This is a genomic window from Mesorhizobium sp. WSM3873 (assembly GCF_001672445.1).
In the GTDB taxonomy this organism is placed as follows: domain Bacteria; phylum Pseudomonadota; class Alphaproteobacteria; order Rhizobiales; family Rhizobiaceae; genus Mesorhizobium.
The window spans coordinates 1-20636 of sequence record NZ_LYTM01000018.1; the positions used below are offsets into that span (position 1 = coordinate 1).

At 66.3% G+C, this 20636-nt stretch carries 17 protein-coding genes; 5 read left to right on the forward strand and 12 right to left on the reverse strand.

The annotated features are described in order from the left end of the window. Positions 1–253 precede the first annotated feature (253 nt). Positions 254–913 (reverse strand): TetR/AcrR family transcriptional regulator, encoded by a 660-nt coding sequence (locus tag A9K71_RS14375; protein ID WP_066996510.1) that lies wholly within the window; start codon positions 911–913, stop codon positions 254–256. 110 nt (positions 914–1023) lie between these two features. On the opposite strand from A9K71_RS14375, the gene A9K71_RS14380 reads away from it, so the two are divergent. The 4 genes from A9K71_RS14380 to A9K71_RS14395 all read left to right on the forward strand — a co-directional run bounded on the left by A9K71_RS14380 (position 1024) and on the right by A9K71_RS14395 (position 5707). Then, entirely contained in the window at positions 1024–2208 is a 1185-nt protein-coding gene (locus A9K71_RS14380) for an MFS transporter (RefSeq protein WP_066996513.1), read from the forward strand. Positions 2209–2221: 13 nt separating this feature from the next. Further along, on the forward strand, positions 2222–3502 hold the full coding sequence (locus A9K71_RS14385; protein ID WP_066996675.1) for a D-arabinono-1,4-lactone oxidase: 1281 nt from the start codon (positions 2222–2224) through the stop codon (positions 3500–3502). After that, positions 3499–4635: an alanine racemase gene (locus A9K71_RS14390; protein ID WP_066996516.1), complete on the forward strand. Its 1137-nt coding sequence runs from the start codon at positions 3499–3501 to the stop codon at positions 4633–4635. The genes A9K71_RS14385 and A9K71_RS14390 overlap by 4 nt, the downstream gene beginning before the upstream one ends. Before the next feature lie 136 nt (positions 4636–4771). After that, a complete protein-coding gene (locus tag A9K71_RS14395; protein WP_066996519.1) occupies positions 4772–5707 on the forward strand; it encodes a bifunctional helix-turn-helix transcriptional regulator/GNAT family N-acetyltransferase in 936 nt (311 codons plus the stop codon). A 164-nt stretch (positions 5708–5871) separates the two neighbouring features. Here A9K71_RS14395 and A9K71_RS14400 read toward each other — a convergent pair whose 3' ends face one another. Beyond that, positions 5872–6705 carry an AraC family transcriptional regulator gene (locus A9K71_RS14400; RefSeq protein ID WP_066996522.1) on the reverse strand — a complete coding sequence of 278 codons (834 nt, stop codon included), beginning with the start codon at positions 6703–6705 and terminating at the stop codon, positions 5872–5874. A 146-nt stretch (positions 6706–6851) separates the two neighbouring features. Between A9K71_RS14400 and A9K71_RS14405 the strand changes: the two genes are divergently transcribed. After that, on the forward strand, positions 6852–8345 hold the full coding sequence (locus A9K71_RS14405; RefSeq protein WP_066996524.1) for a winged helix-turn-helix domain-containing protein: 1494 nt from the start codon (positions 6852–6854) through the stop codon (positions 8343–8345). 112 nt (positions 8346–8457) lie between these two features. On the opposite strand, the gene A9K71_RS14410 is transcribed toward A9K71_RS14405, so the two are convergent. The 10 genes from A9K71_RS14410 to A9K71_RS14455 form a co-directional block, all read right to left on the reverse strand. Continuing rightward, complete coding sequence (locus A9K71_RS14410) at positions 8458–8790, reverse strand: hypothetical protein (protein ID WP_066996527.1); 333 nt, start codon at positions 8788–8790, stop codon at positions 8458–8460. Positions 8791–8820: 30 nt separating this feature from the next. Beyond that, on the reverse strand, positions 8821–9234 hold the full coding sequence (locus A9K71_RS14415; protein WP_066996530.1) for a hypothetical protein: 414 nt from the start codon (positions 9232–9234) through the stop codon (positions 8821–8823). After that, on the reverse strand, positions 9231–12416 hold the full coding sequence (locus tag A9K71_RS14420) for an efflux RND transporter permease subunit (RefSeq protein ID WP_066996533.1): 3186 nt from the start codon (positions 12414–12416) through the stop codon (positions 9231–9233). Before A9K71_RS14420 ends, A9K71_RS14415 begins: the two co-directional genes overlap by 4 nt. 120 nt (positions 12417–12536) lie before the next feature. Continuing rightward, a complete protein-coding gene (locus A9K71_RS14425; RefSeq protein WP_197504230.1) occupies positions 12537–14117 on the reverse strand; it encodes an FAD-dependent monooxygenase in 1581 nt (526 codons plus the stop codon). A gap of 2 nt (positions 14118–14119) precedes the next feature. Then, positions 14120–15256, reverse strand: coding sequence for an efflux RND transporter periplasmic adaptor subunit (locus A9K71_RS14430; protein WP_066996540.1), 1137 nt, complete (start codon positions 15254–15256; stop codon positions 14120–14122). Between the two features lie 215 nt (positions 15257–15471). After that, the gene (locus A9K71_RS14435) at positions 15472–16407 is read right to left on the reverse strand and encodes a phosphatidate cytidylyltransferase (RefSeq protein WP_066996678.1); all 936 of its coding nucleotides are present in this window, start codon (positions 16405–16407) and stop codon (positions 15472–15474) included. Further along, a complete protein-coding gene (locus A9K71_RS14440) occupies positions 16407–17066 on the reverse strand; it encodes a lysophospholipid acyltransferase family protein (protein ID WP_066996544.1) in 660 nt (219 codons plus the stop codon). The genes A9K71_RS14435 and A9K71_RS14440 overlap by 1 nt, the downstream gene beginning before the upstream one ends. Further along, positions 17063–17506, reverse strand: coding sequence for a hypothetical protein (locus tag A9K71_RS14445; RefSeq protein WP_066996547.1), 444 nt, complete (start codon positions 17504–17506; stop codon positions 17063–17065). Before A9K71_RS14445 ends, A9K71_RS14440 begins: the two co-directional genes overlap by 4 nt. Further along, positions 17503–18834 carry a phosphatase PAP2/dual specificity phosphatase family protein gene (locus A9K71_RS14450; protein ID WP_066996549.1) on the reverse strand — a complete coding sequence of 444 codons (1332 nt, stop codon included), beginning with the start codon at positions 18832–18834 and terminating at the stop codon, positions 17503–17505. The genes A9K71_RS14445 and A9K71_RS14450 overlap by 4 nt, the downstream gene beginning before the upstream one ends. 12 nt (positions 18835–18846) lie before the next feature. Further along, positions 18847–20634 carry a bifunctional alpha/beta hydrolase/class I SAM-dependent methyltransferase gene (locus tag A9K71_RS14455; protein WP_066996682.1) on the reverse strand — a complete coding sequence of 596 codons (1788 nt, stop codon included), beginning with the start codon at positions 20632–20634 and terminating at the stop codon, positions 18847–18849. Between the last annotated feature and the right edge of the window lie 2 nt (positions 20635–20636).

Here is a 20636-nt window from a genome sequence, read left to right on the forward strand (position 1 = left end):
CAGGGACCATGATGACGTCGGGCGTTACCCGATCCTAGGGACGGTCGCCTGCCGCCGGGACTGCTGGCTGTGATGGGCCGCAGTCCCGGCCGCCAAACTACCCGATCCTTCTCAAACAATCCTAGGGCGGAGCAAGGAGCGAAGCGACGCGCGCAGACCCTAGGATCCATGCCGTGACGCTAAGGCGTTGCAACGATTGCAGAATTCTGCGCCGTTGCGCTCTATAACGGAGGTCACGGCATGGATCCTCGGGTCAAGCCCGAGGATGACGACCGTTAGGGCATGCCTGCAAAAACAGCCGCAACTGCGCGTGGATGATCGACCGGTAATCCTCGATCGTGCGCCGGCCTTCCGCCTCGTCCTGCGTCAGCGCCAGCCGCACGACGCCGCCGGCGAGCTGGAAGATCAGGAACACCACGCGCCCGAACGCCTCGCGCTGCTTAGGCTTCAGCATCGGCGCCACACGGCCGCAGAACATCTGCGCCTGATGCCGCGTCTCGGCGATGTCGAGATGCTGCAGCGCCTTGTCGGCCTGGATCGCGTTCTGCAGATCCTGGATCGCCGGATCCGCCGCGACACGGCCGTAGTAATCGTCGAGCAGCCGATCGGCTGCAGCGGTCACGTCATCCACCCCGCGGATATCGGCGATGATCGCGCCGAAACGGGCCCGGCTCTCCTCCGAGAATCGCTCGTAGAGCATCGCCAGGATCGCCGACTTGCTTGGAAAATAATGATAGACCGTGGCGATCGGTCCGCCGGCCAGCGCGCCGACTTCCTTCATCGTGACCGCATCTATGCCCTTCTCGCCGATCAGCCGCATGGTCGTGGCGAGGATCGCGTCGATACGCTCGCGGCTGCGCTCTTGCTTGGGCCTGCGTCTCGGTTCCGTCGCCGTTTGCCTTGCTTGCCTCATCTCGCGCGGGCGTCGTGGATTCTCGGTTGACAGGAAACTGATCAAGTATCAGTTTCGTGAATGCTGACAACTTGTCAGTTTTTTCACCGGGCTGCAAGGGAGGGCGCCTCGTGACTGCAACCGATGCCGCGCATGCGGAAAATGGCGACTGGCTGGTCGGCAATCCGACCGGCCTGCAACTCGCCGCGGCGCTCTGGATCGGCTCGGTCGGCCTGCTCATCCTGGGCTTGCAGCCGGTGCTGCTCGGCGCGCTCTATAGCGAGGGTCATGTCACCGGTGACGAGCTGGCGCTGGTCGCCACCGCCGAGATGATCGCGATCGCCATCGGCTCGGCGATCGTGGCGATGCTCTTGCCGGCGCGCAACATGCGCTGGAAGAGCGCAGCGCTTTTGGTGCTGCTGGCGCTCGCCAATTTCTGGACCGCCTATACGATGAGCTCTAATGCGCTGATCGGCGCGCGCACGCTCGCCGGGCTTGCTGAGGGTGGCTTGGTCGCCGTGGCGACCGAATTGATCGCCCGCTCGCGCCGGGCCGAGCGCATCGGCGGCTATTTCGTCACGCTGCAGACCTTGGCGCAATGCGCGCTGGCGCTGCTGCTCGCGCTTTATGCCGTGCCTACCGCGGGCTCGGTCGGCGGCTTTGTCGCGCTTGGCGTTGTCTGCCTGCTGTCGCTCGTCGTCGCGTGGATCGTGCCGGACGACTACGCCGACCTGCCGAAGGACGAGCATTTTGCCAATGTGCTCACCGTGCCGGCGATCACGGCGCTGCTGTCGATCTTCTGCTACTTCATGTTCTTCGGCGCCGTCTGGGCATTTCTGGAGCCGCTCGGCGCCGAGTTCGGCATAGACGGCCGCACCGTCGGCCTGATGGTCTCGGCAAGCCTCGCCGCGCAGGTCATGGGCGCCATGACCGCCACCGTCTTCGAAGCGCGCATCGACTACCGCTTCGCCATCACCGTCATCGGCGCGGTCGCGACGATCAGCTCGGTGTTGCTCGCTTCCGGCCCCGGGCTTTCGGTCTTCTGGTCGGTGGCGCTGGTGATGGGCTTCATCCTGCTCTTTATCGTGCCCTATCAGATCCGGCTGGCGATCACCGCCGACGAGACGCGCAATGCGGTACTGCTCGTGCCGGCGGCGCAGCTCTTCGGCCTCGCCATCGGCCCGGTCGCCGCCTCGCTGCTGATCGACGGCCAAAATTTCCGGCCGGTGCCGGAATTCGCCGCGGCAAGCGCGTTGGCCAGCGTGGCGCTGGTCGGCGTCTTCGTGTTGGTTGCCGGGCGCCGCGTTCGAGCCTGAGCGGGAGGTGACCATGGCAAACGCCTGGAGCAACTGGTCGGGTTTCGTGAACGCCGCGCCGAAGCTGATCGCCACGCCAGCCGATGTCGGCGAGCTGGCCGATCTGGTGCGTTCCGCGCCCGGTCCGCTGCGCGTCGCCGGCGCCGGCCATTCCTTCACGCCGCTGGTGCAGTCCGACGGCACCATCATCTCGCTGGCGAAGATCGAAGGGCTGGTTTCGCATGACGCCGCAGCCAATCGGGCACGCGTGAGGGCAGGCACAAGGCTTGGCGCGCTGATGCACATCCTGCAGGACATCGGCCAGGGCCTGCCCAATATGGGCGACATCGACAAGCAAGCGATCGGCGGCGCGCTGGGCACCGCGACGCATGGTTCCGGCCCGACGCTCGGCGCCTATCATACGCAGCTCGAGACGGTGCAGTTCGTCGACGGGCAAGGCAAGCTGCGCGAATACAGCCGGGCGGGCGACCAGGATATGATCCATGCCACCGGCGTCGCGCTCGGCGCTTTCGGCGTGCTCACCGAAGTGACGATGAACAACATCCCGACCTACCGGCTGCGGCGCCGCAAATGGGTTTTGCCGATCGGCGATATGCTGCGCGATTTCGAGGCGATGATGGGCGCACACCGTTCGGCAGAGTTTTATTACATCCCGTTTTCCGGCCATGCGCAGTTCATCGCCAGCGATCTCAGCGACGCTCGGCCTTCGCCGCGGCCGACCGAGGATGACGAGGAGGGCCTGGCGACGTTGCGCAAGCTGCGCACCGTGCTGCGCCGGCTGCCGGCGCTCCGCCGGGCGCTGATCAAGGGTGCGGTCAAGAACGTGCCGGCCGAGGATTATGTGCAGGACTGGCTCAACGTCTACGCCAGCGACCGTCGCACCAAATTCAACGAGATGGAGTATCACCTGCCTTACGAGGACGGTCCGAAGGCGCTGGCCGAGATCATCGAGCTGAGCGAGAAGCATTTCCCGGAAGTCTATTTTCCGATGGAAGTGCGTTCGGTGGCGCCGGACGAATTCTGGCTTTCGCCCTTCCACCAGAGGCTGACCTGCTCGATCGCCATTCATCACGACGCGGCGAACGACCCGCTTCCTTTCATGCGCGCCGCCGAGCCGATCTTCCGCAAATATGGTGGGCGGCCGCATTGGGGGAAGATGCACAGCTTGACGGCGGCGGATCTCAAGAAACTCTATCCGCGCTGGGATGACGCAATGGCGGTGCGCCGCGACATCGATCCAGAGAACCGCTTCGTGTCGCCCTATATGGCCGGCCTGTTCGGCATCCAACAATGAGCGCCTATTTCGCCGAGCTGTCGAAGGCACTCAAGGCCGCCGAAATCTTTCGGCCCTGCCTGGTGCTCGACCGCGACCGGCTGGACGCCAACATCGCCCTGGTGAAGCAGAGGCTGGCGCCTGGTCTTGCCGTGCGGTTGGTCGACAAGTCGCTGCCTTGCCTGCCGCTGCTTTCGCATATCGCCAAGAGGCTCGAAACCAGCCGCTTCATGACCTTCCATTCGCCGGTGACGCAGGCGGTGCTCGACGCCTTTCCCGCGGCCGATCTCCTCTATGGCAAGCCGATGCCGGTGGGTGCTGCGAAAGCGGCGCTGGCTAGAGGCGACGCCGGCGGGTGGTCGCGCGTCTGCTGGCTGATCGACACGCCGGAGCGCCTGTCCGAATACGGTGCGCTCGCCGACGCGTTCGGCACCGAACTGCGCTTCGCCTTCGAGGTCGATGTCGGTCTGCATCGCGGCGGCTTTTCCGGTCCTACCGAGATCGGGGCGCTGACCATACCGAAGGGCCTGCGCTGCGAAGGCATCATGGCCTATGAGGCGCATGCGCCGGAAATTCCCGGGCTGTTCGGCGGCGCGGCCGGCGCGCTGAAAAAGGCCTCGGCGAGGGCTGCCGAGTTTGTCGCGGCCCTCGACGCGGACCAGCGCCGCATCCTCAACATCGGCGGTTCCAAGACGGCGCTGCTGCATGGCGGCGGCGTGGCCAACGAAGTGTCGATCGGCTCGGCCTTCGTGCTGCCCCGAGACTTCGACACGCCCGGCCTCGACGGCTTCCGGCCGGCCGCTCTCATTGCGACGCCGATCCTGAAGGCGCTCGATCCGGTGCTGCCCGGCCCGGCGGCTATCTCCCGCACGCTGCAGGCGCTCGGCCTCTTCCCGAAGAGGGCCTGCTATCTCTATGGCGGCAAGTGGATGGCCGAACCAGTGTTCCCCGAAGGCATGAAGCCGAACGGCCTGATCGGGCTGTCGTCCAACCAGCAGTTCATGGGGCTGCCGGCGGGCGCGGAGGTGAAGCCGGGTGACCACGCCTTCCTGCGGCCGACGCAGAGCGAGGCGGTGCTGCAGCATTTCGGCTCGCTCGCGGTGTTTGCCGGTGGGCGCATCGTCGAGTTCTGGCCGGTACTGCCGATGGGGTGAGGGGCGCGCCAACTGTCTTCGCCGCGATCCTTCGCGCGCCCCTCTGTCCCGCCGGCCCAAAGAAGCTCGGCACAACCATGTTATTTGACTCAGTCAACTAAATGGTCGATCCTGTCCGCGACAGGAGGAACTCCCCATGACCATCCACGATCACCCCGGCAACAAGCGCATCGATGCCGTGCGCGCCTTCAACCGATTCTACACCCGCCAGATCGGCCTGCTCGACGAAGGCCTCCTGAAGAGCCCGTTCTCGCTGACCGAGGCGCGCGTGCTTTACGAGCTTGCCCATCGCGACGGGCTGGTCGCCAGCGACCTGGTGCGCGACCTCGGCCTCGACCCCGGCTATGTCAGCCGGCTGCTGAAAAAATTCGAGGAGCGCGGCCTGGTCGAACGCGCCGCCACGGAGGCCGACGCGCGGCGGTCCTCGATCGCGCTGACGCCCGCGGGCAGGGAGGCCTTCGCGCCGCTCAACCAGGATTCGCACGACCAGGTGCGCGCGCTGCTCGATCGCCTGGCGCCGACCGATCAGGAGCGGCTGGTCAAGGCGATGCGCACGGTGCAGGACCTGCTCGGCGACAAACCCGAACCCAAAATACCCTATATTCTGCGGCCGCTGCAGGTCGGCGACATCGGCTGGATCACGCATCGCCAGGGCCTCATCTACGCGCAGGACTATGGCTGGGACGCAACCTACGAGGCGCTGGTTGCCGAGATCCTCGGCGAGTTCGTCAAGAACTTCGTTCCGCAATGGGAGAGCAGCTGGATCGCCGAGCGCGAAGGCGAGGTAGTCGGCTCGGTTTTCGTCATGCGCAAGTCGCCCAAGGTGGCGAAGCTCAGGCTGCTCTATGTCGAGCCGTCGGCGCGCGGCCTCGGCATCGGCCGACGGCTGGTAGACGAGTGCATCGCGTTCTCGCGCGCCAAGGGCTACAAGACGCTGACGCTGTGGACCAACGATATACTGGGCTCGGCCCGCCGCATCTACCAGGCGGCGGGCTTCAAGCTGGCCGAGGAAGAGCGCCACCATTCCTTCGGCAAGGATCTTGTCGGCCAGACCTGGAATTTGGAACTGTAGCGCCTTTTCCTTCTCCCCTTGTGGGGAGAAGGTGGATCGGCGCGCAGCGCCGAGACGGACGAGGGGTGTTCCAGGGAACGCCGGCGTCTCACTCCGCTGGAACACTCCTCATCCATCGCCTTCGGCGAGACCTTCTCCCGCAAGGGGAGAAGGAGGAAGGCGTCTCAACCTTTGATCGGCACCCAGACCTCCAGCCCGCCATTGCCGCTGCGCGGATCGAATTCGGGACCGTAGCGCTCGAAGTCCGGGGCGTCGGCGATCTCATGTCCGGATGCAGGCAGCCACCTGTTCCAGATGGTATTGACCGTGCGTCGGATGGTCGAGATGTGCTCGCGATGCGCAAACACGGCATATTTCTGCGCCGGCACTCGAACCCGGTAAAAATCCTTCGGCAGATCGGAAAAATCCGACACCTCGACGCCGGCGACATAGTCGAAATTGCCGGCATCGTCGCCATTGGTGCAAACGCCGTAGGCGACGTCAGGAACCTCGCCGGGAATGTTGCCGATGTAGGGTCCGAAGCGCTGCCACAGCATTGGGATGCCGGCGCTGGTCTCGCAGCTGTAGCGCTCGCCGAGCCCGGCGATGAGAAACGCCCGGCTGGTCTCGAAGCGCGGCGGCCCGAGCGCGGTGAGAAGCGAACTGTCCATGAGGATGGGCTCCACGAGGTCGAGGTTTTGGGTCGAGCCTCCAGCGCGCACCAGTTCCGGCGTGGTGCCGAACTGGTCGCGGAAGGCCCGCGTGAAAGCCTCATGCGAGCCGTAGCCGGCATCGAGCGCGACCGCCAGGATGTCGCTCGCGCCGCCGGCGAGCTTGCGCGCCGCTTCGCTGAGCCGCCGCGCCCGCATATAGCCCATGACCGACCGGCCGGTGGCGGCGCCGAAGGCGCGCGTCACATGGAAGCGCGACACGCCGCTGCTTGCCGCGACATCGTCGAGCGAAATCGCATCCGGCAGATGGCTTTCGACAAACCACAGCGCTTTCTCGGTCGGGTTCATGGCTCCTCGCATTTGGCGCGGCCACACTAGTCGGCGCGCCGACGGGCAGTTTGATCGAAATTGCGCAGTGCGCAATAATAGCAACGTGCATGCCGGGTTGAGTGGGATCGACTCGGCATTAGCGGCACGCGGGAAGGGGTGTCCCGATGACGACGGCGACGGCCGATCAGGTCTTCCGGTTTGGCGGGTTCACGCTCGACCTCGCCAAGGGAACGCTGCGCGGCATCAACGAGCCGCTGTTCCTGCGGCCGAAAGCCTACGCGCTGCTTTCGCATCTCGCCCGCAATATGGGCCGCGTCGTGCCGAAGTCGGAGCTGATGGATGTCGTCTGGCCCGGCGTCTATGTCACCGAGGATTCGCTCACCCAGTCGGTGCGCGAGATCCGCAAGGTGCTGGGCGAGGACATGGTGCGCACCGTCTCCAAGCGCGGCTATATGCTTGCCGCGGAAGCCGAAGCGGCGCCCGAGATCAGCAGCCAACCGATCGTGGCGGTGGTGCGCTTCCGCAACGAGAGCGGCGATCCGGCCGACGAGGCGATGGTCGACGGCTTTGCCGAGGATCTCATCAACGGCGTGGCGCGCTTTGGCACCGTGACGGTGCTGGCGCGCAATTCGAGTTTTTCCTTCGCCTCTTTCGGCCGCGCCGAATGGCCGCAGATTCGCGCCCGCATCGGCGCAGACTATCTGGTCGAAGGATCGCTGCGCCGCCAGGGCGAGCATGTCGTGGTGGCCGTCAGCCTCGTCGACATCGCGAGCGCCAGCCAGCTCTGGGGCGACCGCTACCAGTCGCAGGGCGCCGGCCTGTTCGAGATCGAGCGCGACATAGTCGAGCAGATCGTCAGCCGCCTGGTCACGCGGGTCACCAACGCCGGCCTCGAGCAGGCCTCGCGCAAGCCGGTGACCAGCCTTGCCGCCTACGAGCTCCTGCTGCGCGGCTTCGCGCTGCTGCGCGATCCCGCTCAGACCGACCAGCGCGGCGCCGAGGCCTTGTTCGAGGCGGCGATCGCAAAGGATCCGAATTACGGGCTTGCCTATTCCTATCTCGCTTTGGCGCGCTCGCTGGACGGGGAGTTCGGCCGCGCCAGCGATGCTGTCCTGGAAAATGCGCGCGACCTTGCCGACAAAGGGCTGGCCCTGTCGCCCGACCAGCCGACCGGCCACCGCGTGCAGTCGCTGATCCGCCTCTATATGCGCGATCACGAGGCGGCCGAGCATCACATGCGCATCGCCTTGCAGCTCAACCCTTATGACGCCGACAGTATCGAGCAGATGGGCATGCTGCTCACCATGCGCGGCCGGCCGCTGGAAGCGCTGACCTGGCTGGCGCGCGGCATCCGCATCGATCCGTTGCATCCGCACTGGTACCAGTTCGACCGCGCCCTGGCGCTCTACATGATGGGGGAGTACCGGCAGGCGGCGGAAGCGCTGGAGCTCGCGACGCGGCCGGCGCCCTGGATCAGGACGAGGCTGGCCGCCTGCTATGCCCAGATGGGCGACAGGGACAAGGCGCGGCGGCAGATCGCCCTCATCGAGGAGGGCGCTTCCTTCTCGCCGCTCGACTATGCGCTGCACGGCGTGCCGTTCGAAAATCCGGCCGATGCCGAGCATCTCTGCGAAGGCGTCAGGCTTGCCCTCGGCTAAAACATCTCGCCCCGGAAATGTGCAGCGGTTCTGGGATATCAAAACAAAAACTTAAAGCGCGTCGCCCGAATCCGTTTCAGCGCGACGCGCTTTGGGCTGTGCCCGAGCCGCCTCAATCGACGACGACCACGATGTAGCGGCCTTGATAGGGCCGGTAGTAGGTCCGGCCGCAGCGCCAGACGTCGAAGCCGTTGACCTTGGTGCGAACGCAGCCTGCCGGCAGCGTGGCGACCCAGGCGGTGGTGTGCCTCAGCACACGCCATGTCGTGGCGCGCCGAGCGACGCCCGCGGCGCTGTGCGGTGTCCAGGGCGCCCCGATGCGGGCTTCGGCGGTACCGACCAGCGACAGGGCCGGCACGGCCATGCCGACAATCTCGACGGCGGCGAGGCCGATGGCGAGCAACGCAGCGGCCGAGCGCATTTTCCTGAAAGATTTCACAGGCATTTTCGTTTCTCCTGAGGTTGGTGTTCAGTTCTAGTGGGAGGATGAAGCGGCCAGCCGGGTCGAACCCGTCAGCGCCGCCAGGTGAGCAACCACGAACAGCCAGTGCGCCGCGGTTGTTACGTAGCCGACGACGAGCACGTCGGCGGCGATGAAGAACTGCCAGAACAGAAGGTTGGCCGTTCCGAGCAGCACATGCACGGCAGCCAGCACGGCGTGCCAGTTGCGGGAGTAGGCGATGCGCCAGAGCGTCACGCCGATGATCAGGGCCAGCCCGTGCGCCTCGATGAAGCCGATGCCGGTGCCGGGTGCGTTGTTGAGCAGCGCGGCTTCAGCCCCGCGCCCGAAGAACGAGCCGGCAATGTCGGTGGCGAGCCCGCCTGCGGAAGCAAGGACCAAGAAGCCGGCATTCACGCGAACGAGAAGATTTCCAAAGAAGGGTGTCATGATCGTTCCTTTCCGTTTTGGGTGATAAAGGTCGCTACGGCGGCGTTCGCCGCCGTGGCTGCTGGGAGGGCGCCGCTCAGGCCACCAGCGGCTGGGGCTCGGCTGCGGCCCGCGGTCGGTTCGGCCGCGGGGGTGCTCTCAGCCGGCGCCTTGATGCCGAACCAGGTGACGTAGAGCGTCGGCAGGAAAACCAGCGTCAGCACGGTCGCCACCAAGAGGCCGCCCATCACCGCATAGGCCATCGGCCCCCAGAACACCGTCGGCGCGATCGGGATCATGCCGAGGATGGCGGCCGCCGCCGTCAGCAGGATCGGCCGCAACCGATGCCTGGTGGCGCTGATCACCGCTGCCCATGGTTCCTCGCCGGCGGCGATGTGCTGGTCGATCTGTGCGATCAGGATCACCGAGTTGCGGATCACCATGCCGATCAGCGACATCACGCCGAGGATCGCGACGAAGCCCATCGGAGCGCCCGAGAGGAGCAGCGCGCCGGCGACGCCGATGATCGCAAGCGGAGCGGTGAGCAGCACCAGCACCAGGCGCTGGAAGCTCATCAGCTGCACCATCAGGACGGTGGCCATGATGAACAGCATCAGCGGGAACACCACGAAGATGCTGGCCTGCGCCTTGGCGCTGTCCTCGATCACGCCACCCTGCTCGACGCTGTAGCGCGCCGGCAGTTCCGCCTTGAAGGCGGCGATGGCGCTCTCCAGCCGCCGCGTGACCAGCGTGGCATTTTCGCCCGGCGCGACATCGGCCTGGACGGTCACGGTCGGCAGCCGGCCGCGGCGCCAGATCAGCGGCGGCTCGGTCTGGTAGGTGAGCTTCGCCACCTGCTCGAGCGGCACCCGCCGTCCGCCGGAGGCGCTGATCGTCAGGCCGCGCAGCGTGTCGATGCTGGCGCGTTCGGTTTCCACCGCGCGGGCAACGATGTCGACGAGGTAGATGTCGTCGCGCATCTGCGTGATCTTCGAGCCGGAGAGCACCGCGTTGATCGTCTCCGACAGCTGCTGCGAGGAGATGCCCAGCGCGCGCGCCCGGTCCTGGTCGACATCGACCTTGATCGCCTTGGCCGGCTCGTTCCAGTCGTAGTTGATGTTGCGCACCGAGGCGTCGCTGCCCAGCACCTGCGCGAACTGCTGCGCGAGGCCGCGCGTCTTGTCCGGATCCGGACCGCTGACGCGGAACTTCAGCGGCCAGCCGACCGGCGGGCCGAGCTCCAGCGGCGTGACGCGGACCATGACGTCGTCGAAGCCGGTCGACAGCTGCTTCTCCAGCCGGTCGATCACCGCCTGGCGCACGGCGTGGCCCTTGGTCACGACCACCGCCTGGGCGAAGAAGTCGTTGGCGAGCTGCGCGTCGAGCGGCAGGTAGAAACGCACCGCGCCCTGGCCGACATAGAAGCTCCAGTGGTCGATGTCAGGATCGGCGGCGAGCAGCTTCTCGACGCGCTCGACCACGGCATCCGTCGACTTGATCGAAGCGGTGCGCGGCAGGGTGAGGTCGAGCATCACCTCGGGCCGGTCGGACTTCGGGAAGAACTCCTGGCCGACGAAGCCCATCGCCACGACGGAGAGCGCGAACAGTCCGGCCGTCGCCGACAGCACCAGCCACTTCGCCCGCATCGCCATCTCGAGCAGCGCCTGGAAACCGCGGCCGATGCGGGAGGGCTGATGGCTGCCGCCATGACCCTTGATGCGATCGGGCAGCAGGAAGACGCCGGTGAGCGGCGTGAACAGCACCGCGACCACCCAGGAGACGACGAGCGCGATCGCCACGACAGCGAACAGCGAGAAGCAGTATTCGCCGGCGCCGCTCTTGGCGAAGCCGACCGGCACGAAGCCGGCGATCGTCACCAGGGTGCCGGTGAGCATCGGGAAGGCGGTGGAGGTATAGGCATAGGTGGCGGCCGAGATCTTGTCGTAGCCTTCCTCCATGCGCGAGATCATCATCTCGACCGCGATCATGGCATCGTCGACCAGCAGGCCGAGCGCGATGATCAGCGCGCCGAGCGAGATGCGCTGCAGCGAGATGCCGAAATACTCCATGGTGACGAAGGTGATCGCCAGCACCAGCGGGATGGCGACCGCAACGACGACGCCGGGACGCCAGCCGAGCGCCAGCAGCGAGACGGCGAGCACGATGGCGATCGCCTCGCCGAGGCTCTTGGTGAATTCGCCGACGGATTCTTCCACCACATGCGACTGGTCGGCGACCAGGCCGAGCTCGGCGCCGAGGGGCAGCTCGGCCTGCATCTCATGCATCTTCTCCTTGACGGTCTCGCCCAGCGCCAGCGCGTCGCCGCCCGAAGTCATCGAGATGGCGATGCCGACCGCAGGCTTGCCGTTGAAGCGGAACATCGGCTGCGGCGGGTCGGAATAGGCGCGCTTGACCTCGGCGACGTCGCCCAGCCGGAAGTAATGGCCGTTGGCGTAGAAGTTGATCGCCTTGAGGCTTTCCTCGGAGGTGAAGCTGCCGGACACGCGGATGGCGATGCGCTCGGGGCCGGCATCGACCGTGCCGCTCGGCGTCAGCGCGTTTTGCGCCTGCAGCGCCTGCGACAGCGTGCCGACATCGAGGCCGAGCGCCGCCACCTTCTGCGTCGAGAATTCGAGATAGATCTTCTCGTCCTGCTGGCCGATGAGGTCGACCTTGGCGACGTCCTTCACCGTCAGCAGCCCGGCGCGCAGGCTGGTGCCGAGATCCTTCAACTCGCGATGGCTGAGGCTGTCGGAGGTGAGCGCGTAGATCAGCGAATAGGTGTCGCCGAACTCGTCATTGTAGAACGGGCCCTGCACGCCGGACGGCAGCGTCGGCTTGATGTCGTCGAGCTTCTTGCGCACCTGGTACCAGAGTGGCTGCACCCGGTCGCCCGCGACCGTGTCCTTGAGATTGACGAAGACGACGGATTCGCCGGGCTTGGTGTAGCTCTTGACGTAGTCGAGGTCCGGCAACTCCTCGAGCTTCTTCTCGATGCGATCGGTGATCTGCTCCACCGTGTCGCTGGTGCTGGCGCCCGGCCACATCGTCTTCACCACCATGGTCTTGATGGTGAAGGGCGGGTCCTCCTCGCGGCCGAGGCCGCCATAGGCGTAGAGGCCGGCAAGTGCGGCCGCGATCATCAGGTAGACGATGAAACTGCGGTGCCGCAGCGCCCATTCGGAAAGATTGAAGCTGGTCATGATGCGGTTCCTTTTCAGGGCGCGCGCAAGCGCGCTCCGCCGGCGCCTGCCGGCTGGCCAAAACAAATGACGGTTTGGGTTCGGTCAGCGCCCGCCGCTTGGCGGGCGCGCCATAGCAATTCAGGCCAGGCTGTGCATGGTGCCCGGCACACGGTAGGGCGCGCGCTCGGCGGTTCTCGGCCTGATGGCGAGGCCGGCGAGAAAGCGCTGGAAGGCGGCTGCCTCCTGGACCGGCGAGGCGAGCGCGACATGGCCGTCCGGCCTCACCAGATAGGCTGCGTCGCGCTGCAGGCCGGCCTTCCCGGCTGCGTCTGTCCAGGCGAAGGCATGCACTGCAATTCCTGTCGGTGCGAGCATCGCCCGGAAATCGCAATTGACCTCGCCATAGACATGGACCTGCCAGTCGAGCGAACGCAGCGGCTCGAAATTGTCGCCGCCCGCGCCCATGACGCTGCCGGCGACATAGGGCAGGCGATCGCCGCCGCTGACCTTGCCCGCCATACCCGAACTGATCGGCCCGGCGCGGTACTCGATCGCCGTCTGCGAGATCACGCCAAAGAATGCGCGCGACCCGAACGAGGTGTGGAGCCCGATGTTCATGACCTTCGGCATCACGTAACGCCGGAACAGGCTGACCAGCCGCGAGCGGTTGGTGATGAAGCGGAACACCTTGTCGGTGCTTTCGATCAGCTTGTGGGCAAAGGCGATGCGCTCCGGCTCGTAGCTGTCGAGCAGGCGCGGATCGGCACGGCCCTGCACCACGGCGCCTAGCTTCCAGGCGAGGTTCACAGCATCGCCCATGCCGGTGTTCATGCCCTGGCCGCCGGCCGGGCTATGGATGTGTCCGGCATCGCCGACGAGGAACACGCGGCCGGCGCGGAAGCGCTCGGCGACGCGATGATGGACGCGATAGGTCGAGAACCAGTTGACCTCCTCGACCGTGACGCCGGTGTCGCGCTCGACATCGGCGCGGATCGCCTCGAAGCTGATCGTCTCGTCGGCCTCATGCGCCTTCGGCACGATGCCGATGAGGCGCAGCGAGCCCGACTGCCGGACCGGCATCACGATGGCGAAGCCATAGGTGCTGATGGTCGTGTCCATGCCATTGCGGGTGACGTTGCCCGTGCCCTTGACGTCGGCGACGTAGAAGGCCTGCTCGTAGGTACCGCCCGGGAAACCGATGTTCAGCCCATGGCGTACCGTGCTGCGGGCGCCGTCGCAGCCGGCGAGATAGGCTGCGCTGACGGTCTCGGTCTTGCCGTTCCGCGAAAGGGTCGCGATGACCGCGTCACCCTTGTCCTGGAAGGCGACGAGCTCCGTACCGCGCTCGACCTCGACGCCGGCGCGTTCCAGATGCGTGATCAGCACGCGTTCATGGATATCCTGCGGCAGCGCGAAGGCGAAGGAGTAGGGGCTGATGCCGCGGCCGAAATCGGAAAGCGGCAGCCGCGCTGCGACGCCGGCCGGCGTATGCAACGTAAGCCTTTCCAGCCGGATGCCCTCGGCAAGGATGTCCTCGACAATGCCGATCTGGCGATGGAACTCCAGCGTGCGCGCCTGGACGGCGAGCGCGCGCGAGGTTTCACCCGGACCGGTGGCCTTGTCGAAGATGCGGACCGGGACGCCGAGCCTGGTCAGCCAGAGAGCGAGCGTCAGCCCGGTCGGACCGGCGCCGGCAATCAGGACCTTTGTCTTGGACATGGTCATTTTTCCTCTCCTTCAACGATACGCACTTTTTCGTGTTCCCGCAGCCGGTTCACGCCGGCGGTGACGACCAGGTCGCCCTTGGCGAGCCCGCCGCTGACCACGACACGGTCGGTCTCGTAGCGGGCAACCGTGACCGGCTTGAGCTCCACCGCCGACGAGGCGGACACCACCCACATGGCCGGCTTGCCGTCCTTGTCGAACAGCGCGCTGCCCGGCAGCACCATGACCGGCGCGCCGCCCATCTCTGCGCGGCCGGCGACGCTTGCGCCGAAGCGCATCTCGTTGGGCGCATTCTCGATCGAGACCTTTACCTGGAAGGTGCGGGTCGCGGCGTCGGCCATAGGCGCGATCTCGCGGATGGTGCCGACCGCGGTGATCGCCGGATTGCTGAGCAGCGAGACAGTCACTTTTGGCGGGTGCTTCGTATCGGGTGCGTTGGCGAAGACCGCTTCGGCGATCGAGAACACGGCGTCGCGGCTCTCCGGATCGGCAACCCGCCCCACCATCTGTCCGACATTGACCGACTGGCCGGCTTCGGCTCCGGTGGCGGTGACGATGCCGTCGAATTCCGCATGCAGCTCGGTATAGCCGAGCTGGTCCTTGGCCATGTCGAAGGCGATGTTCGCCGACTTGAGCTTGGCCTGCGCCGAACGCAGGTTCTTCAGTGTCGCGTCATAATTGGCGCGGGTGGTAAAACCCTTGGCGAGCAGGGCGCCGATGCGGGCCTCCGCGGCTTTTGCCTCGACAAGCACGGCCTGTGCGGCCGCGACATCGGCCTCGGCGCTGGCGAGCCGGTTGCGATAGTCCTGGTCTTCGATGCGGGCGAGCACCTCGCCCTTCTTCACCGTCGAGCCGATCTCGGCGACGCGTTCGAGCAGCTTGCCCGACACGCGGAAGCCGAGGTCGCTTTCGAGCCTCGGCCGTATCTCGCCGATGGCGATGCGGGTATCCGCGCTGAGCATCGGGACGGCCGCGACGGCCTTGACAAGCTTTGTCTCGGCCACGGCGGGCTTCACGTTCGAGGCCTCGCTTCTGGCGCCGTGCCAGACCATGGCGCCGCCGCAGGCAAGAACGGCGATCGATCCGGCGACAAGGCGGCGCCGCAGCGGCCTGTTATGAAAAAGTGCAATCATGTTGTCTCCATGACCAGGTTGCGGCCGCGCGGGGAGGATGCGGCGACCGGGAAATCAATTGGCTAGAGGAAATCGGGCTTCGCTGCCTGTCTTTCGCCAGCCCGATCTTCTTGGCGCTTCCGGCTCCGGAAATCCCGAACGGTTTCTGAAAATTTTCCGATGTTTGGGTGAGGCGGCCTTGGAATGGCGCAGGGAAGACGCCGATGCGCGGACGCTCAAACCGTCCAGAAATAGCGCACCAGGTGGAAGAAGATCGGCGCGGCGAAGACCAGGCTGTCGGTGCGGTCGAGCATGCCGCCATGGCCCTCGATCAGATGCCCCCAATCCTTGACGCCCTGGTCGCGCTTGATGGCGGAAGCGACCAACCCGCCGAGAAACCCCATCGTGCAGGCGACGAAGGCGACGGCCGAGGCCTGCAATGGCGAGAACGGCGTGATGAAGGCGAGCAGCGCGCCGAGCAGGCTCGAGGCGACGAGCCCGCCGATCAGCCCCTCCCAGGTCTTCGACGGCGAGACCTTTGGCGAGAAGCGGTGTTTTCCGAACAGCTTGCCGAAGATGTACTGCAGCACGTCGCTGCCCTGCACAACGATGATCAGGAAGGCGACGAGCAGCAGGTTGCGGCCCTCGAAGCCGGGCACGTTCAGGGTCAGCAGGGCAGGGACGTGGCTGACGCAATAGACCGCGATCATGATCGCCCATTGCTGCGCCGAGACGCGCTCCAGGAAGCGCTCGGTATCGCCGTGCAGCGCCGTGATCGCCGGCATCAGCAGGAAGCAGTAGACCGGGATGAAGATCACGAACAGCCCGTACCAGGCCGTCCACACCAGCCAGTACTGGAACGGAATGACGATGCCGAACATGCCGAGCAGAACCCAATGGTCGCTGCGGCGGCTGTGCGTCAAGGTCACGAACTCGCGCAGCGCCGCGAACGAGATCAGCGCGAACAGGATCGTCATGCCGTAGCGGCCGAAGAAGAAGGCGACCGTCATCAGCGCCACCATCACCCACCAGGCATTGATGCGCTGGGTGAGGTTGGTGAGCGTCGCGCTGAGCGGCTTCGGCGCCCGCGCCGACAGCACGGCGGCGGTGGCGCTGGCGGTGGTCAGCACCACGAAAAGGCCGATGATCAGGATGCTGATTTCGTGGCGCATCATTCGTCTCGATCAGGACGGGGATTGAGGGCCAGAAGTTCGGCCCGGGCGCGTTCGAGGAAGGCGCGGCGTTCCTCGCCCGGCGCCACCGCCACCGGCGCGCCGAAAACGACGCGGCAAAGCAGCGGCACCGGCAGGAACTGGCCCTTGGGCAACACGCGCGACATGTTCTCGATCCAGCACGGGATCAGCTCCACTTCCGGCCGCGCCATCGACAGATTGTAGAGCCCGGAGCGGAACGGCAGCAGCTCGTCGCTCATGTTGCGCGTGCCTTCCGGGAAGATGATCAGCGAATGACCTCGGTCGAGGACGGAAAGCATGACGGAGATCGGGTTCTCTTCCGGCCTCGTCCATTGCCGGCTGATCAGCACGGAGGAAAGCATGTCCTCGGCGATGAAGCGGCGCAGCCGCGACTTTCGCCAATATTCGGCGGCGGCGATCGCATGTGTGGTGGCGCGTTCTCTTTCGCTGAGGCAGGCCGACAAAAGGATGAAATCGCCATGGCTGGTGTGGTTGGCGAAATAGATGCGCTGCCGGTCCGATGGCTGGCAGCCGCTCCAGATCGGACGCACGCCGGTCACCGCCCGGGCCAGAGCCGACAGGCCGACCGAGGTCGCCGTCTGCAACAGGGGGAAGGTCCGGAGCGACAGCCTGTTCATCCCGGCATCCAGAATCCGGCTGTCAGGAACGCGAGGACGAAGATCGCGAAGGCGATGCGCTGCCGGGCAAGCAGGCGGCGCGTTCCGGCGATGCGGTCGTCGAGCGGGCGCGGAGACGAGGAGGCCGGCTTGAGCCGCATCCGCGCCAGCACGTCGTCGACAGCGGCGCATCCCGAACGCTCATTGTCATGGCTCGCCATCAGCCGGAACAACAGCGCGTCGAAGGCGAGAAGCGCCGAAAACCCAAGCACCACGACGGCGCTTGCCGCGGCGACCAGCAGCGCCAGCACCGCGATCGGCGCCTGGAGCGCGCCGCGCGCCGAAGCGACCAAAGGCGCGAAGCCGTCGCAGACGAGCACGATCGCGGCCGGCCATGCGGCGTGCTTGATCAGCATGTCGGCAAAGGCGGCTGTCCGCCGCTGGTAGGTCTCGTCCGTCATGCCGGCTCGTCCAGTCCGACCTGAAGATGCACCGGTCGTCCGGACGCGGCGAGCTGCTTGCGCGCCTGGGACGGCGTGTGCGAGCGGCCGCTCGCGACGAGCCATCCGGCGATGACGGTGGCACTGCGCTGGAAGCCGAGCGCGCAGCAGACCAGCACCGTGCCATGCCGGCGCGCCGGCTCGATCGCCGCCACCGCTTGGTCGAGCGTGTCCGCCGGCGGCGGCAGCAGATCGAGCATGCCGAAGCTTTGCCAGCGACCCGGCGCGTCGCCCGGTCGCTCAAGCTCGGCGGCGAGATCGATCACCGTGCCGAAGCCGTCAGCCTCGGCGGCGTTCGGGAACCGCCCAAGGAAGACGCCGTCGCTGACCGGCACGACCGGCGGCAGCTTGCGCGTCCATGCCCAGACGTTGACCCTGGCGCCCAGACGATAGGGCCAAAGCAGGATGCGGCTCGCCAGCGACACACGGCCATCCGCGGTCTTCTGGAACACTTTCGCGCCGGCCCCGGCATAGGCGAAGGCGACGATGGCCAGCGCCAGCGAAGGCCATAGAAGCAACAAGGCGAGGGCGGAGAAGAAGGCGCCGGCCGCAGCGCCCGTTAGCGCCAGAGCGGCGCCCAGCGCGTAGTATAGCGCAAGCCGCCGTGCCTTGCCGTCGGCAGTCAGGTGGGACCCGGCGAACGGCAGCTCGCCCTGTGCCGGAAAGAGCCACAGGGCGAAGAAGCCGAGCAGCGCGCCGGTCGGGATGTCGATGAAATGATGCTGCCAGGTGGTCAGCACCGAGGCGCCGATCAGAAGGCACCAGCCGTGCCAGAGCCCCAGCAAAGGACCGGCGAGGCGCTGGCGCCAATGATCCCAGATGATCACCAACAGCGCGATATGCAGCGACGGCGCCTGGTTGAACGGCTTGTCGAAGCCGCCGAGCACCGCAAACAGGAAACCCGGCAGGCCGCTCGTTTCCGGCCGCACGAAGGTGGCGGTCAGCGGAAACAGGATGAAGCAGGCGACGGCGACGATCTGCGCGGTGAGGTAGCGGCCGGCCAGCCGGTCGACGCCCTGGCGGCTGTCGTTGAGCAGGAGCGACAGTCCGTAGAACAGGTTGATCGACCAGTACGGCACGATCGTCCAGGCGACGAACGGAACATGGTGTTCCCAGGAGAACACGATGCTGCCGACATGATCGCGCGTCGAGGCGAGCCAATTGGCGAAGCCGTAGGTCGAATAGAAGAACGGCGCGAGGAAAGCGAGCCACAGCGCTGCGCGCAGGACGACACGCCCATAGGGCTCGGCGCTGGGTGAAAGTGGCGGGGGCTCGGCACTGGAAGGCATGCGGCGGTGGTCCTAAAGCCGCCTTGCCAGCGAGACGGTGAAGATCCCCCATTGGTCGATGCGCTGGTCGAGCTTCTCGAAGCCTGCCGCCTCGACCAGCTGATCCATCTCGGCTTGCGTGCGCCGCCGCATCACCCAGGCCTGGCCGCCGCGATGCGAGGTCAGGCTGCGCGCGATCATTTCGAGCTGCGGGTGCCAGGGCTGGTTGGTGTAAATGAGCAGGCTGCCTGGCTGCATGGCGCGGGCAAGGCCGCCGAGCGAGCGCGCAATCAGCGCATTGTCGGAGAAGAGCTCGTAAAGGCCGGAGACGATGGCGAGGTCCGGCGCCGGATCGATCGCGGCGAGCCCGTCGCCGTCGAAGGCGTCGGCGCGCTGGAACGACACGCTGGCCGGCAATTGCCGCTCGGCGATCAGCTTGCGGCCGAGCTCGACATTGAGGTCGGAATAGTCGCGCAGTCGAACGCTGGTCGGTTGCTCCCGGCTCATGTCGATCGCATCGAGGACGTAGCGGCCGTGACCAGACGCAATGTCCAGGATGTTGGTCGGCCGCCCAGCGGCCTTCAGCATTGCCAGCGCCGAGCCGATCAGCTCTTCGATGTGAAGCTTGCGCTGGCGGATGCCGCGCCAGCCGATGGCGTCGAGGAAGGCCCGGTCGACCATGCGGCCGATCGGCCCCAGGCCGCGCGGCTCGTTCTCATAGACATAGTCGAGCGTCGAACCGGAATCGAAGCCGGTGGTAACGCCGACCTTCATGCCTTGCGAGAACCAGCTGCCGATGCGGATGAAGGCGCGGCTCATCGCCCAGTAGAGGCCCCTGGGCGAAAGCAGATCGAGCGGCGAGGCGAGGCGGTCGGCCTCGTCGCGCGTGTAGCCGGCGATGTCCGCCTGCTTCAGGTCTACAGCTTCCGCGGGTGCCGCGAACTGCGCTTCGAGGAACGGCCGGATCAGGTCGAGCGCCTTGGCGCGGTCGCGCTCGCCCAGCGTATCGTGGAAGAAGCCCGGCAGCACGTGGCGCTCCTTCGCGCGGCTGCCGAGATTGACGAAGAACTCGTGCTGCGGCGCGTGCCGCACCACCCAGTCGCTGCCCGACAGGAGAAGCTGCGTCGGCACGGTGATGGCGCGCGCATCGGCAACGATGCGCGCCGCGTGCTGATAGAGCTCGACCAGGATGTTCGAGGCGATCGGCCTTGTGATCAGCTTGTCGTTTTCGAAGGAAGCAATGCGCACAGGGTCATGAGTGAGAAGGTTCGCCTTGACGTAGGAATTGACGAAGGAGCGCCCCTTGATCTTTTGCCACAGCGCGATGCCTTCCTTGGCGAAAGGGACATAGAGTTTCACCGAGAAGGCGGGCGAGGCGAGCACCATGGCGCGCAGCTTGGGCGCATAGTCGTGCACCCACGCGGCCGCCAGCACCGCGCCGAAGGACTGCGCGATCAACGCGATGTCCTGCGCGGCAAAACCGTCCCTGGCGGCGATCTCGCGCATGAAACAGTCGATATCGCGCACCAGCGCGGCGAAAGACGGAGCGTAGCCGCGCTCGCCGGCGGAGCGGCCGTTGCCGCGCGCATCCCAGGCATAGAAGGCGTAGTCGGGCAGGCTGAGTTCGTCGACGAGATGCGCCATGCGGCCGCCATGCTCGTGTCCGCGATGGAAGAGCACGACCGCGCCCTTGGCCGTGGCCTGCATCGCCGGCCAGTAGCGGTAAAAGATCTGCGTGCCGTCATGGCTGCGGAAGGTGCGTTCCTGCGCCTGCCGCGCAAGGCTTTCCGCCGGCGCGCTGGCGACCTGTTCGTGAAGCATGG